Genomic DNA, 13,934 nt, shown 5'->3' on the forward strand with positions numbered 1-13,934 from the left:
TTTTTTATGCAGAAAGCCCTCAAAATGGAACTCCATTTTGAGGGCTTTTGTATTTTATAAATCTATTTTTAAAATAGTATTACGAGACTGCTTTCTATTTATTCCAAATCTTCCAGGCTTTTTCTGCCTGAAAAATAAGCATATCCAAACCATTTTTAATTTGAGCGCCCTGAGCTTTGGCTTTGCTTAAAAATTGGGTTTCTGCTGGATTGTATATTAAGTCGTAAGCAATGTGTTTCTCAGTAAAGAATTCATACGGTATAAGCGGAAATAAATCGACATTTGGGCTTGTTCCCACAGGTGTGCAGTTAATGATAATTTGATAATTATCAAAAGTTGTAGCGTTTATAAGGCTGTAATCAATACAGTTTTCTTTGGCTTCGCGTGACACAAAAGTATAAGTAATATCCAATTGGTCTAAAGCAAAGGCAACTCCTTTGGAAGCACCGCCAGTGCCGAGAATCAGGGCTTTTTTATGATGAGGTTGCAATAAAGGTTCAAGGGATTTCTTAAAACCGTAATAATCGGTATTGTAGCCTTTTAGTTTTCCTTTTTTTGTGAATTTAATGGTGTTTACAGCTCCAATTTGGGTGGCATTTTTAGATAGTTTGTCTAAAAAAGGAATCACGGCCTCCTTGTAAGGAATAGTAACGTTCAGCCCATTAAGATCAGGATTGTTTTTTACTAATTCAGTAAAATTATTGATTTCCTGAATATCGAAATTTTCATAAGTACAGCCTTCAAAATGTTCTTTGCTGAATTTTTCTGTAAAATATCCTTTTGAAAAGGAATAACTAATATTACGACCCAATAAACCAAAACGTCTTCTTAAAACTTCAATCATTATTGTTTTTTATGTTTGTCAATATAATTTCGTACCATTTTTTTCTCCCAAACCACAGGGAATAAATCTTCCAGCAGAATGTAATTGTCATAATTCAAACGCAAAGCATTGCTCAAGTGAAATTTAGCTTTGATATTATCTGAAATCATAAAATACAATCCCGCCAAACGGTATTCGACTTCATTTTCTTCAGGAAAATATTCAGAAGCCTGCAGTAATGTTTGTATTGCGCTTTCAAACTCTCCCAAAAACTGCAAAATATCAACCCAAAATAACCAAGTATCAAGTTGGTAATCGCCAAATTCTACTGCTTTTCTATATCCAAATTCAGCTTCTTCAAAAAAGTTCATCTGCTTGTTAATAGCAGCAAATCGTTTCCAGTATAATTTATTTTGATTATCAATCGCTAATGCTTTATTGACAAAAAACAATGCTTTTTGAAAGTTTTTTTGACGTACATAAAAATCGGTAATCGCAATCCAGCCTTTGTCTAGCAATGGGTCTTCATGAACCGTTTTGTTGAAATATTTAAGAGCCAAAACTTTATTGCCTAATTTTTCATAGCATTTTCCTATTCGGAGCAGTGCGTATGAAGTAGCGTCGTCCAGTTCCAATGTTCTGTTGTAGCTTTCAATGGCCAGGGCGTATTTTTTTAAGCGTTCCAATGCCTTTGCTTTTTCCATAAAAGCACCAAGGAATTCTTCATCAATCAGTGTCGCATATTCGAATGCATGAATAGCACTTTCATATTCTTTTACGCCATAGAACAAGCGCCCCAGCTGATGCCATGCAATCTCGCTGTAAGGATTCTTGTTGATGTATTTATTAAGATAGGTAATTGCTTCCTGATTTTGGTCTAAAAATTCAAAGCAATAAACCACATTATACAAAGCAGACTGGTCTTCTAAATCTTCTTCGAGACACTTAATAAAGCTTTCTTTGGCTAATTCTAGATTGTCCATAAAAAGATACTCCATACCAATTAAATTGTAAACATCGGCATAGTCATCTGTGTATTGTAATGCTATTTTAAGCATTTCAACAGCTTTTTCGTGCTGATCCCTTTTGGAGCAAATATTGGCTTTCTGAATGTATATTTCTTCGTTTGTGGGTTCGATAGCATACAGCTCATTCAATAGCTTTTCAGCTATTTCGAGTTTGTCATCATAAATCAGCATTTCTACTTGAACTAATTTAAGGCCGCTGGATCTTGGATGTTGTTCTAAAGCTAATTTTAATGCTTTTTTGGCCAATGCAGACTTGCCCATGTCGAGATAATGAAGAATAATTTCTTCAAATTCTTCGGAGTCAAAAAAGAGTACTTTGTTGGTTTTCAACATGGACTCAAATTTGGATAGGGATAAGTTATAATCTTCTTCTTCGTTGCTTAATTGCATACTGTGTGTTTTTAAATTATCCTAAATTAAAATTAAGGAAACGTATTGTTGAAAAGAGGAAGAATTCTATTTGTTGTGAACAATTTAATTAACAGGTTTTTCAATATCAATTACAATGCTTTTCTTTATTCTAAAATCTGTATTCTATTTTCTAAAAATCAAAATCTTAAATCATCATTTCGTCCATCACTTCAAGAATTATAGCGCAGCCTTCTCGAATTTCTTCTTCAGAAATAGTCAAAGGAGGCGTAATTCGGATGGCGCAGCCTTCAAACAGCAGCCAGAACAGAATTAAGCCCCGATCTTGGCATTTTAGAATCACTTCATTCGTTATGTCTGCACTTGCAGTCATAGCTGCAAGCATTAATCCTCTTCCTCTTATTTCTTGTATCAAAGGATGTACCAAAAGCGATCTAAAGAGCTTTTCTTTTTCTAAAGTAGCTGCAATGATATTGGTTTCAGTTAATTCTCTCAAAGTTGCCAAGCATGCTGACGCAATGACAGGATGCCCTCCAAAAGTGGTAATATGTCCTAATTTTGGATTTATAGTTAACAAATCCATCATTGCAGAGGATGCGGTGAAGGCACCTACAGGCATTCCGCCTCCCATTCCTTTTCCCATGACAACAATATCAGGCACAACATCATAGTTTTGAAATCCAAAAAGAGCACCTGTTCTTCCAAATCCTGGCTGAATTTCGTCTAATATCATCAAAGCACCCACTTCGGTGCATCTGGCTTTTACTTTCTTTAAAAAATCATTGTGAGGTTCAATAAAACCAGCTCCGCCTTGAATGGTTTCGAGTAAGATTCCTGCTGTTTTGGTCGTTATTTTTTGTAAATCGGCTTCGTTATTGAAAGTTATAAAATCAATATCTGGAAGCAAAGGACGGAAAGCCTGTTTGCGTTCTTCAAATCCCATTACGCTCATTGATCCCATAGTATTGCCATGATAGGCATTGTGGCAGGAAATGAGCTGGCTTCTTCCTGTAACTCTTTTGGCAAGTTTTAATGCGCCTTCTATTGCTTCAGTGCCTGAATTGACCAAATAGGTTTTGTCTAACGGAGCGGGCAGGAGAGAGGCCATTAATTTGCAGTATTCAACTGATGGGCTTTGTGAATATTCACCATAAACCATAACATGCGAATATTTATCCAATTGATTTTTTATCGCGTCATTCACCCTTTTATTTTGATGTCCAAGCGTACAAGCCGAAACTCCTGCTACAAAGTCTAAATATTTTTTGTTAGTAGTGTCAAAAATATAAGAGCCAATTGCATGCGAGACTTCCATGCCCAATGGGTAAGGCGAAGTTTGTGCTTGGTATTTTATGAAATCAGGATTCACTTTTGTAAAGGTTTAAAATTGTTTTAACCGAAAAGTTTAATTTGTCTAAGATAAGGACTGAAAACTGCAATCTGATTACTTCTTCGAGTTCTTCTTGTCGTAATTCAGAGTTTCTTTTCGCACTTTCATTGGGACACTTTCTTTTGCTTTGTCTTTTTTAGTGTCTTCAATGACTTTGAGTTCCTCGTCATTCTCTTCTTTGCTAAAAACATCGTCTTTGGATTTTATCCTTTCATCACCCCGCCATTTAAGTCCCCTGAGGGTTCTTGCATTTTCTGGCAATTCGGATTCGGGATAAAGTATGCCATCTATTTGCTTGAAACGCGTTATGGTTTCTATGGCGTTTTTATCAAAAAGAATATTGATTTTACTGCTTACGCTTTTGTCGATTCCGATGAGTTCTTTGGCTTCATTGCGCGAGTAATAAATCACCTCAGCATTTTTTATAATATCAACTTCATGAAGTTTTCCGTCTATGAATTTTCCAAATAAGTTTAGCCCCTTTACTTGATTATAGCCAGTCCCGAGGGTATCCTTCGAGACCAGAAAAGTATTGTTGAGGACTTTGAGAGAGTCTAGTTTTTGTGTTTTTTTATCTCCAATGAGATGCATCACATCACCGGTAATCTGACTTTCTGCATTCCAAAGTATTGGGTTTCCTATCAATTTTGTCAATCCAATTTTAGAACTGGAATGGATAGAATCGCATTTGCCGCTCATATCGGTTTTATAAAAACGGACGTTGTTGAAAGCCCGAATGATTCTGTCTCCTTCTTTACCAGTAACCATCAGTTTTTTTCCATGAATATACACTGAATCATTGTCTACAAAATTGACTGCCAAGGCTCTTTTAGTTACAAACATAGAATCTTTCTTTTTGTATAATTCAGCATAATGACCCCGAATTACTCCACGATTAATCGAATCGGTTATTTTTACATTTCGGGTTGCCGATGCAAATTCTTTATTCCGGTCATAATACAAGCTATCTCCTTTTATGACTCGATCATCATACTTGATATAGGATTTGTCTAAGAAATGTGCCAGATTTTTTTTGGTATCATAAAATCCTTTCTCGGTATAAATGTAATTGGTTTTACTAGTGATTGTAGATGGGCCAAAAAGATAAGAATGCCCTGAATTGCTGTAATAATCCAAGTGGTTGGATTTGATTTCGTATGTTTTATTGGTAAGTGTTACTGCTGTTAAAAATTGAAATTTCTTCTGGGTTACATAATACCTTCCGGACTTACTTTTCAGTGTATTGTCTTTATTGATGATGGTTCCGTTTGTATTGTAAAAAACTTCTTGCACGTTTCTGTCAAAATTAATGGTATCAGTTGCCAGCGTAGCATCTGGAGAACTCATAACAGCATTACCGGTTGCAAAAGCTTTTTTTAATTCACCGCTGTATTCAGCATAATTACTATTCAGATACAAAGTGTCTCCTTGTACTAATTGTACATTTCCAAAAGCTTTTAAATAATTTTCTTTTTGAAAAAAATAAGCTTTATTGCAGGTAAGAATCACACCATCATGGCTTACTTTTACATTTCCTGTGAGTAAAAGAGCACCTGGATACTTATCCTTATCCATATCTGCAAAGTCAGATTGTTCAACATGAATTTTTTTGGGAGCTTGTGCCAAAATAAGATTTGCACTAAGTAATACTAAACTATAGATAATGAAATATAAAGATTTCTTCAATGGTTTTATTTTTTTTGTAAATTTATGAAAAATGAGGTAAACCCTTTATATATTAGGATTTATTTATAATAATTTGCCATTAGAATTATAAAGGCCTTTTTCGAAAGATTTATTTATAAACAAAAGAATTAGCTATTACGTTGTAGTAATTTTTTAATCCGTAAGTTAACCCGAAGCGGCAGGTTTTTGGCGGTTATTTTTTGAAAAAAACATTAAATTTATAGATTGATTGCGAATATAAATATAGTATCAATTGTATGTTTTTTAATTTTTTATAGTTTAAAAAAATGATCACAAAAAAAATAGTAATAGCAGGAATAAGTGTTTTGCTTATGGCAGCTGCATGTAAAACTAAAGATGTAAAAATGAGTGTACAAAAAAAAGAAACCGTTTCTGAAAATAAAGCTGTAGTTTACCAAGTTTTTACCCGATTGTTTGGTAACAAAAATACAACCAACAAACCATGGGGTACTATTGAAGAAAATGGAGTTGGGAAATTCAATGATTTTACAGATAAAGCGCTTCATGAAATTAAAGATTTGGGAGTCACGCATATTTGGTATACTGGCGTTCCGCATCATGCAGTTATAAGGGGTTATACAGCAATAGGAGTTTCAAATGATGATCCTGAGGTGGTAAAAGGCAGGGCAGGTTCACCTTATGCAGTTAAAGATTATTATAATGTTAATCCAGATTTGGCTGTAAATCCAGAAAAACGTTTAGAAGAATTTGAAGCATTGATAAAAAGAACCCACAAGGCAAACCTTAAGGTAATTATTGATATTGTTCCCAATCATATTGCCCGTAAATATGAAGGGAAAAGCAATCCAAAAGGCGTAAAAGATTTTGGAGCTGATGATGATGTTGCTGCGGAATACAAAAGAGATAATAATTTTTATTATATCCCGAATACGTCTTTCCAATTACCTGACGGAGACAAACCTTTGAACGGAGAAAATAATCCGCTTATTGATGGCAAATTTGAAGAAAATCCAGCCAAATGGACAGGAAATGGTTCCCGATTAGCAAAACCTGATAAAAATGACTGGTATGAAACCGTTAAAGTAAATTATGGTGTTCGTCCCGATGGTTCAAAAGATTTTCCTGAATTACCGGCTGGCTATGATAAGCTATCGTATAAAGAACATTTTGATTTTTGGAAAGATAAAAGCGTGCCTAGTTCATGGATTAAGTTCAGAGATATTGCTTTGTATTGGACAGCTAAAGGTGTTGATGGTTTTAGATACGATATGGCCGAAATGGTTCCTTACGAATTTTGGAGTTATATGAACTCGGCCATAAAAAATGTAAATCCCGATGCTTTCTTAATGGCCGAAGTGTACAATCCGAAAGAATACCGCAATTATATTCATTTGGGCAAAATGGATTATTTATATGATAAAGTAGAGACTTATGACAAGCTTAAAGATATCATTCAAGGAAAAACACCTCCGGATGGATTGTCATACATCCAAAGCGGGTTAGCTGATATTGATATTCACATGTTGAAATTTTTGGATAATCATGATGAACAGCGATTAGCAAGTCCGGAATTTGCCGGTTCTCCTGAAAAAGGAAAACCAATGATGGTAGTTTCTGCCATGATTACTGCAGCTCCTATTATGATTTATTTTGGTCAGGAAGTAGGGGAGCCTGGAAATGAAAATGGAGGATTTGGCTCTCATTCCAGAACATCAATTTTTGATTATGTAGGTGTTCCAAATCATCAGCGCTGGATGAATGACGGTGCATTTGATGGTGGAAAATTATCGCAAAGCGAAAAAGAGTTACGTGATTTTTATAAAAGACTGTTGAATTTCTCTGCGAAAAGTTCGGCAGTGATGGGGCAGTTTCAAGATCTTCAAGAGATAAACCGTCATGCAGGTCAAGGATACGATCCTAACCATTTATATTCCTTTGTTCGCTGGTCGGATAATGAAAAATTGATAGTTGTCACTAATTTTTCTTCAGAAGCCACTAATAGTTTTGATTTGAAAATTCCAGTAGATATAATCAGTAAATGGAATTTGAAAGACGAAAGTTATACTATAAAAGACCAATTGTATGGAAAAAGTGCAGTTCTGCAGGTTGTAAATGGTGAAGGTAAAGCTTCAGTTACTGTTAAACCATTAGAATCATTTATTTTTCAGTTATAATAGCGGTTAATGGATAATAAAAAAGCTGATATTTTTAAGATATCAGCTTTTTTATTCCTTACTTTTTAAAAGTAGTTTTGTAATTTTCGTTTACCTTTTCCCAATCTACAATATTGAAAAAATGATCGATATAATTTTTCTTTTTGTATTGATAGTCTAAGAAATAAGCATGTTCCCAAAGATCAATCCCTAAAATAGGTGTTCCGTGAAATCCAATAACAGGTGCATAGGTCATTAATGGATTGTCTTGGTTTTGAGTAGTTGATAACTGCAGAACTCCTGTTTTATCAACTACCAGCCAAACCCAGCCTGATCCAAATTGTTTAGTTGCGGTCTCTTTAAATACAGTTTTAAAATTGGAAAAAGAACCAAAATCTTTAGTAATCTTTGAAGCCAATGTGTCTTTTGGTTCGCCACCTGCTTTTGGGCCTATGGATTTAAAGTATAGGCTATGGTTGTAATAACCGCCTGCATTATTCCGTATTTCGGGATCGTTAATGTCTAATTTTGCAAGAATATCTTCTATGCTTAGATTTTCTTTGTCTGTTCCGGCTATAGTTTTGTTTAGACTGTTCGTGTAATATAAATAATTTTTGTAATGAGATTCTAATGTCAAGGCCGATAAGTCTGGCACTAATGCATCATAGCCAAAAGAAATTTTTCCCAATTGAAATGAGCCTTCATTTGCTTTTAAATCATTTGGATTGCCTATTTTAATTTTTTCTTGCACTGTTGGTAACGGAACTTCTACAACCTCAGTCATTTTTTTTTCATTACAAGAAACTAAGACCGAAATAAAGAGCAGGTTTGCTAGGATAAAAGTGTTTTTTTTCATGAAAATAATACGATTACTTTATTAAGGAATGAATTAATTTAATATATTTTTTCTTTGCTTGAGCTTGTGTAAGATGACTGATCTGAATCCAAGCATTCGTTTTAAAAGCATTTCTTAAATCAGAATTGTCAGTAACTGTAAAATTGCTTTTGTCAAATGTAGCCTGTTTGTAAAAGGCATAAAGACGCAGTTGCACATCTTGAGGTAAAGACGCTTGTGTCATAAAAGAAGCTATTTCTACAGCTTCTTGAAATTTTTTTTCTAAATCTTCTTCAATCATTAAGCTTTAATTGCAATTATAGTCTTTCCTCCAATTGCTTTTTGATTTAGTGCCACATTAATTGGAGTGCCTAAAGGGAGAAAAATATCTACTCTTGAGCCAAATTTAATAAAACCGGCATCTGTACCTTGCACTACCTGCATACCCTCTTGTGCATAATTCACAATACGTTTTGCTAATGCACCAGCAATCTGACGGTACAAAATAGCTCCAAAAGTTTTATTTTCAACAACAATAGTTGTTCTTTCATTTTCTTCACTGGCTTTTGGATGCCAAGCCACAAGAAATTTACCAGGATGGTATTTGCTAAACTTTACCAGGCCACTTATGGCGTAGCGGGTAACGTGAACATTTATGGGGGACATAAATATTGAAACCTGAATTCTTTTGTCCTTAAAATATTCGCTTTCAAAAACTTCTTCAATTACAACTACTTTTCCATCTACAGGAGCTATAATGTGATTTTCATTGATTTCTACAGTTCTTTTTGGATTTCTGAAAAATTGTAAAATGATAATCAGTAACAATAAAGTTACAATTTCAATAGTCATTTTAATCCATTCTGTTTGGATAAAATGGTCTGATGCTAAAAAAACAATAGCAGTAACAATAGTGCCTAATAAAATACTTTGAGTTCCTTCTTTATGAAACATAATTTAAAATTTGATAAAATAAAAATATAATTGGTGCTACAAAGATAACACTATCTAACCGATCTAAAATGCCTCCATGTCCAGGCATGATGTTTCCACTGTCTTTTTTTTCTGAAATCCGTTTAAATTTGGATTCGACTAAATCTCCAATAGTTCCAAAAATACCAACAATTACAGCTATTATAAGCCAAATGTAGGTGTTCTTTTCTGGAAGCATTAAAAAATATTTTGAAATAAAATAACTTGCAATTAATGCAAATCCAATGCCGCCGAGAAATCCTTCAATGGTCTTTTTGGGAGAAATCCTTTCAAATAATTTGTGTTTGCCAATTGATTTTCCAACTAGATAAGCAAACGTATCATTGGTCCATATTAAGATAAAAATACTGATTAGGATGTTTGGGTTGTAACCCTTAATTCCAAAAGGTATTTTTGTAATTATTATAAAAGGAAGAATAATGTATCCAATCAAATAGGCAAATTTTGAAAAGGAATCTACTTTTAGATTTTTGTTATCGAATAAAAAGACGATACATTTCAAAGAAACTATAAGTGATGAGAATAGTACTGCTAAATCAAAATTTCGATTATACCTCAGTATGTATAAAATACCATCGCCTTTTTCGGCTATAGCAATTTTATAAAAAAAGAAATAGAATAAACCGGCTATTATAAATGGGACAATTTTATTTAAATGCACTAAGTTGCAAAATTCAGTTACTGCAATTAATAAAAAAACTCCAAATAGAATAAAAAAAGTTTCTATAGAGTATTGTATTGAAGCTATTAGTAATAAAATATAAATAGCTCCAGATATTGATCTTTTTACTGTTTCATTCATTTTAAAGATCTTCTAAAAGCAACAGGTATAAATTTTTTGCAGAGCTTCCATACTGAGTAAAATCTTCTTCTTTTGCTTTTTCAAAATATTTGATGGTTGTAATATTGGTGGGGTATTCTGTTAAATATTTTTTTCGGATAGCACTAAGACCATCACTTTTGCCTTCAACAATCTGGCTTGTTTTTGCCAAAATCACAATATTGGCGGGTAAGTCATTTGGTTTTTTTTGCTTAATCTGATTGGAGGAAAATAAAATAGATCCTTCTTCAGTTATCAGATTTTCACAACCAGACAATAAAAATTTAGGATTTATATTTTGTCCGTAAGTAAGTTTGTTTTCATCTAATAAAAAAAATAATTTAGGCTCATAGCATAAGGCTTCACATTCAAACCAATCATTTTCTTCAAGTATGTTTTCAAATTGTTCTTTTACTTCATTTAAATTTTCACAGTATAAAAATTTACCGCCATTTTTTTTAAAATTGTAGATGAATTGTTCATCCAGAGGGGAGTTAATATCTGGATTTGGCTTATTTGAATTATCATCTCTGTCTTCATTAGAAGAAGAGTCGTTAGAACCAAATAATTTTTTAAAAAGATTCATAATTTGTTACTAATCGTTTTGTGTTACTTGAAAACGTTCAAAGATAAAAAAATCTTAATTCAAAACTAGGTTTTGAATTAAGATTTTAAATATTTGTTAATTTTCAAATTATGAAACTACTTCACCTAAGTTTTTGTCGAAAGTTCTTTTTCCAAATATAGTTTCTAAATCATCTTTAAAGATTACTTCTTTTTCAATTAAAATATCGGCAAGCTGATTTAATTTGTCTTTGTTTTTTTCTAAAATTTGAATAGCTCTAAGGTATTGTCCTTCAATTAATTCTGAAATTTCAGCGTCAATTATTTTAGCAGTATCATCAGAATAAGGTTTAGAAAAACTGTATTCGCTCTGTCCGGATGAATCATAATAAGTAACATTTCCTATTTTGTCATTTAAACCATAAATAGTTACCATCGCACGGGCTTGTCGTGTTACTTTTTCTAAATCACTAAGTGCTCCAGTCGAAATTCGGTCGAAAGTAACTTTTTCTGCTGCTCTTCCTCCCATAGTAGCACACATTTCGTCTAACATTTGATCAGTTCTAACGATTTGTCTTTCTTCAGGAAGATACCAAGCTGCGCCTAAACTTTGTCCGCGGGGTACAATTGTTACTTTGATAAGCGGTGCTGCATGTTCAAGCATCCAGCTTACTGTTGCATGACCTGCTTCATGAATAGCAATTGCTCTTTTTTCTTCAGGAGTAATGATTTTGTTTTTCTTTTCAAGACCTCCAATAATTCTGTCTACAGCATCAAGAAAATCTTGTTTGTCAACTGCGGTTTTGTTATTTCTTGCAGCAATCAAAGCAGCTTCGTTACAAACATTAGCAATGTCGGCACCAGAAAACCCTGGAGTTTGTTTAGCTAGAAAATCAAGATCAAGATTTTCTACTTTTTTGATAGGAGCTAAGTGAACTTGGAAAATTTCAGCTCTTTCGCGGATATCTGGTAAGTCAACAAAAATTTGTCTGTCAAAACGACCAGCACGCATCAAGGCTTTGTCTAAAACATCGGCTCTATTGGTTGCAGCTAAAACAATAACATTAGAATTAGTTCCGAAACCGTCCATTTCAGTCAGCAATTGATTTAGAGTATTCTCTCTTTCATCGTTACCGCCAGACATGTTGCTTTTCCCTCTGGCTCTACCAACAGCATCAATTTCGTCAATGAAAATAATAGCTGGAGATTTTTCTTTGGCTTGTTTGAACAAATCACGTACACGTGAAGCACCAACTCCTACGAACATTTCTACAAAATCTGATCCAGATAGAGAGAAAAATGGCACTTGAGCTTCTCCTGCAACGGCTTTGGCTAATAAGGTTTTTCCTGTTCCCGGAGGTCCTACCAGTAAAGCTCCTTTAGGGATTTTACCTCCAAGATTAGTGTATTTTTCAGGGTTCTTAAGGAATTCTACAATTTCTTGTATTTCTTCTTTAGCACCTTCTAAACCGGCAACATCTTTAAATGTAGTTTTGATGTCCGTTTTTTCGTCAAAAAGTTTTGCTTTTGATTTTCCAATATTGAAAATCTGTCCGCCTCCGCCACCTGGACCACCAGACATTTTTCTCATAATAAATATCCAAACCCCAATAATGATTATTATTGGCAATAGGCTTATCAGGATATCTGTCCAGTTACTTTTTGGTAAAAAATTGAAATCTTTCAATTTACCTTCGGCAACAGCTTTTTCTAATTTAGTTTGAAAAATCTGATCATTACCTATGTCAAAAGAATAGTGAGGTCCTTTATTAGTGTTGCCTAATAAATCTTTGGCTACTTTTTTATGTTCAGGATCGTTTAAGGCTTTAGGATTTAAAAAAACTTCGGCTTCGCTTTTGTTATAAACAATTACTTTTTCAATTTGTCCTTTTTCTAAAAAGGAATTAAATTTTGAAGATGTAAGTTGTGCTGGTTCCTGAAAGCTTGATCCTCCAGTTGCAAAACTTATTCCTAAAAAAATTAATATTATTGCAGTATATACTAACCAAGGGCTTACCTTGAAATTTGAGTTTGGATTATTTTCTTTAGCCATTAGAAGATTGTTTCTTTAGTATTTGTTTTCGATTTTAGTGATTTTGGCATCACCCCAAAGACTTTCGATGTTGTAATATTCACGAATGTGTTTTTGAAATACATGCACAACAATATGAACATAATCCATTAATACCCATTCGGCTACATCGGAACCTTCTACATGCCAAGGTTTGTCTTTTAAATCTTTTGAAACTGTTTTTTGAATTGAATTGACAATAGCATTCACTTGAGTGTTTGAGTTACCATTGCATATTACAAAATAGTCACAAACAGCAGTGTCTATTTCTCTTAAATCTAAAATATCGATATCACTTCCTTTTACTTCTTCTATTCCTTTTATGATGTTTGCCAGTAAGGCATCATTGTTTATAATCTTTTTCGCCATGTAATTTTTATATGAATTTGTAAAGTTACCATTTTTTGTGATTAATTTTGAACCTTAACATAATATTAAATTATGTTTTGCAAAAAAAAAGTACAAATGAAGTTAATCAAACTCGATGCCATAGATTCTACGAATGAGTTTCTAAAAGGTTTATCGAACAAGCAGGAGGTTCAAAATTTTACAGTTGTTACAGCTGAAACTCAATTGAAAGGGAAAGGCCAAATGGGGTCAAAGTGGGATTCTGAATCGGGTAAGAATCTTATAATGAGTATTTTGGTTAAGGATTTTCTGTTTGATAATGAAGATGTTTTTAACCTTAATGTTGTGATTTCACTTGCTGTAATCCGTACATTAAAAAAGTATAATATACCTGAATTAAGCATCAAATGGCCTAACGACATTATGTCAGCCAATAAGAAGATTGGTGGCATACTGATTGAAAACAGCATTAAAGGAGAAGGAATAATTTCATCTATTGTTGGATTGGGACTGAATGTAAACCAAGTAAAATTTCAAAATTTGCCTAGAGCTTCGTCATTGGCTTTGATTTGCAGTGTTACTTTTGATAAAGAAGAAATTCTTTTTGGTATTGTTTCAGAAATGGAAGAAATAATAGTTGATTATGCAGTAAAAGCTTCATTTTTATGGGAAGAGTATTCTAATGAATTATTTAAAATTGGTATTCCTACTGCCTTTTCTGATGAAAATGAAATTAATTTTATGGGTATTATAAAAGGCGTTTCGGCTATCGGGAAACTTCAAATTCAATTGGAAGATGATGCTATTTGTGAATACAGTCTAAAAGAAGTACAGATGTTATACTAAAAAAGCCTTTTAGCTAGACTAAAAGG

The 13,934-nt window shown here is 33.3% G+C and carries 13 protein-coding genes; 2 read left to right on the top strand and 11 right to left on the bottom strand.

Translation table 11 applies throughout. From position 1 onward, the window contains the following. Window positions 1-94: 94 nt before the first annotated feature. From CLU83_RS01790 to CLU83_RS01805, 4 genes are all read right to left on the bottom strand, one after another. A complete protein-coding gene (locus CLU83_RS01790) occupies window positions 95-844 on the bottom strand; it encodes a shikimate dehydrogenase (RefSeq protein ID WP_100430032.1) in 750 nt (249 codons plus the stop codon). Further along, window positions 844-2,241: a tetratricopeptide repeat protein gene (locus CLU83_RS01795; RefSeq protein WP_100430033.1), complete on the bottom strand. Its 1,398-nt coding sequence runs from the start codon at window positions 2,239-2,241 to the stop codon at window positions 844-846. The genes CLU83_RS01790 and CLU83_RS01795 overlap by 1 nt, the downstream gene beginning before the upstream one ends. A gap of 166 nt (window positions 2,242-2,407) precedes the next feature. After that, entirely contained in the window at window positions 2,408-3,589 is a 1,182-nt protein-coding gene (locus CLU83_RS01800; RefSeq protein ID WP_100430034.1) for an aspartate aminotransferase family protein, read from the bottom strand. Window positions 3,590-3,664: 75 nt separating this feature from the next. Continuing rightward, complete coding sequence (locus CLU83_RS01805; RefSeq protein ID WP_100430035.1) at window positions 3,665-5,296, bottom strand: OstA-like protein; 1,632 nt, start codon at window positions 5,294-5,296, stop codon at window positions 3,665-3,667. A gap of 287 nt (window positions 5,297-5,583) precedes the next feature. Between CLU83_RS01805 and CLU83_RS01810 the strand changes: the two genes are divergently transcribed. Next, entirely contained in the window at window positions 5,584-7,452 is a 1,869-nt protein-coding gene (locus CLU83_RS01810; protein ID WP_100430036.1) for an alpha-amylase family glycosyl hydrolase, read from the top strand. Between the two features lie 58 nt (window positions 7,453-7,510). Here the strand turns inward: CLU83_RS01810 and CLU83_RS01815 are convergent, their stop codons facing one another. The 7 genes from CLU83_RS01815 to rsfS all read right to left on the bottom strand — a co-directional run bounded on the left by CLU83_RS01815 (window position 7,511) and on the right by rsfS (window position 13,083). Then, complete coding sequence (locus tag CLU83_RS01815; RefSeq protein ID WP_232726931.1) at window positions 7,511-8,215, bottom strand: superoxide dismutase; 705 nt, start codon at window positions 8,213-8,215, stop codon at window positions 7,511-7,513. Between the two features lie 85 nt (window positions 8,216-8,300). Beyond that, window positions 8,301-8,567 (bottom strand): acyl-CoA-binding protein, encoded by a 267-nt coding sequence (locus tag CLU83_RS01820; protein ID WP_100430038.1) that lies wholly within the window; start codon window positions 8,565-8,567, stop codon window positions 8,301-8,303. Then, window positions 8,567-9,220, bottom strand: coding sequence for a phosphatidylserine decarboxylase family protein (locus CLU83_RS01825; RefSeq protein WP_100430039.1), 654 nt, complete (start codon window positions 9,218-9,220; stop codon window positions 8,567-8,569). Before CLU83_RS01825 ends, CLU83_RS01820 begins: the two co-directional genes overlap by 1 nt. Beyond that, window positions 9,210-10,061 carry a phosphatidate cytidylyltransferase gene (locus CLU83_RS01830; protein WP_100430040.1) on the bottom strand — a complete coding sequence of 284 codons (852 nt, stop codon included), beginning with the start codon at window positions 10,059-10,061 and terminating at the stop codon, window positions 9,210-9,212. Before CLU83_RS01830 ends, CLU83_RS01825 begins: the two co-directional genes overlap by 11 nt. Before the next feature lies 1 nt (window position 10,062). Then, window positions 10,063-10,665, bottom strand: a complete 603-nt coding sequence (locus tag CLU83_RS01835; RefSeq protein ID WP_100430041.1) for an LUD domain-containing protein — start codon at window positions 10,663-10,665, stop codon at window positions 10,063-10,065. Between the two features lie 108 nt (window positions 10,666-10,773). Next, entirely contained in the window at window positions 10,774-12,696 is a 1,923-nt protein-coding gene (ftsH, locus tag CLU83_RS01840; protein WP_100430042.1) for an ATP-dependent zinc metalloprotease FtsH, read from the bottom strand. A 15-nt stretch (window positions 12,697-12,711) separates the two neighbouring features. Next, entirely contained in the window at window positions 12,712-13,083 is a 372-nt protein-coding gene (gene rsfS, locus CLU83_RS01845; protein WP_100430043.1) for a ribosome silencing factor, read from the bottom strand. A 96-nt stretch (window positions 13,084-13,179) separates the two neighbouring features. On the opposite strand from rsfS, the gene CLU83_RS01850 reads away from it, so the two are divergent. Then, the gene (locus tag CLU83_RS01850; RefSeq protein WP_100433575.1) at window positions 13,180-13,908 is read left to right on the top strand and encodes a biotin--[acetyl-CoA-carboxylase] ligase; all 729 of its coding nucleotides are present in this window, start codon (window positions 13,180-13,182) and stop codon (window positions 13,906-13,908) included. Window positions 13,909-13,934: the final 26 nt, after the last annotated feature.

Source organism: Flavobacterium sp. 1 (assembly GCF_002797935.1).
In the GTDB taxonomy this organism is placed as follows: Bacteria; Bacteroidota; Bacteroidia; order Flavobacteriales; family Flavobacteriaceae; genus Flavobacterium.

Excerpts from the sequence above, each read along its gene's own strand:
- CLU83_RS01790 (WP_100430032.1), bottom strand. The coding sequence starts at position 844 with ATGATTGAAGTTTTAAGAAGACGTTTTGGTTTATTGGGTCGTAATATT.
- CLU83_RS01795 (WP_100430033.1), bottom strand. The coding sequence starts at position 2,241 with ATGCAATTAAGCAACGAAGAAGAAGATTATAACTTATCCCTATCCAAA.
- CLU83_RS01810 (WP_100430036.1), top strand. The coding sequence starts at position 5,584 with ATGATCACAAAAAAAATAGTAATAGCAGGAATAAGTGTTTTGCTTATG.
- CLU83_RS01815 (WP_232726931.1), bottom strand. The coding sequence starts at position 8,215 with ATGACTGAGGTTGTAGAAGTTCCGTTACCAACAGTGCAAGAAAAAATT.
- CLU83_RS01820 (WP_100430038.1), bottom strand. The coding sequence starts at position 8,567 with ATGATTGAAGAAGATTTAGAAAAAAAATTTCAAGAAGCTGTAGAAATA.
- CLU83_RS01825 (WP_100430039.1), bottom strand. The coding sequence starts at position 9,220 with ATGTTTCATAAAGAAGGAACTCAAAGTATTTTATTAGGCACTATTGTT.
- CLU83_RS01830 (WP_100430040.1), bottom strand. The coding sequence starts at position 10,061 with ATGAATGAAACAGTAAAAAGATCAATATCTGGAGCTATTTATATTTTA.
- CLU83_RS01835 (WP_100430041.1), bottom strand. The coding sequence starts at position 10,665 with ATGAATCTTTTTAAAAAATTATTTGGTTCTAACGACTCTTCTTCTAAT.
- ftsH (WP_100430042.1), bottom strand. The coding sequence starts at position 12,696 with ATGGCTAAAGAAAATAATCCAAACTCAAATTTCAAGGTAAGCCCTTGG.
- rsfS (WP_100430043.1), bottom strand. The coding sequence starts at position 13,083 with ATGGCGAAAAAGATTATAAACAATGATGCCTTACTGGCAAACATCATA.
- CLU83_RS01850 (WP_100433575.1), top strand. The coding sequence starts at position 13,180 with ATGAAGTTAATCAAACTCGATGCCATAGATTCTACGAATGAGTTTCTA.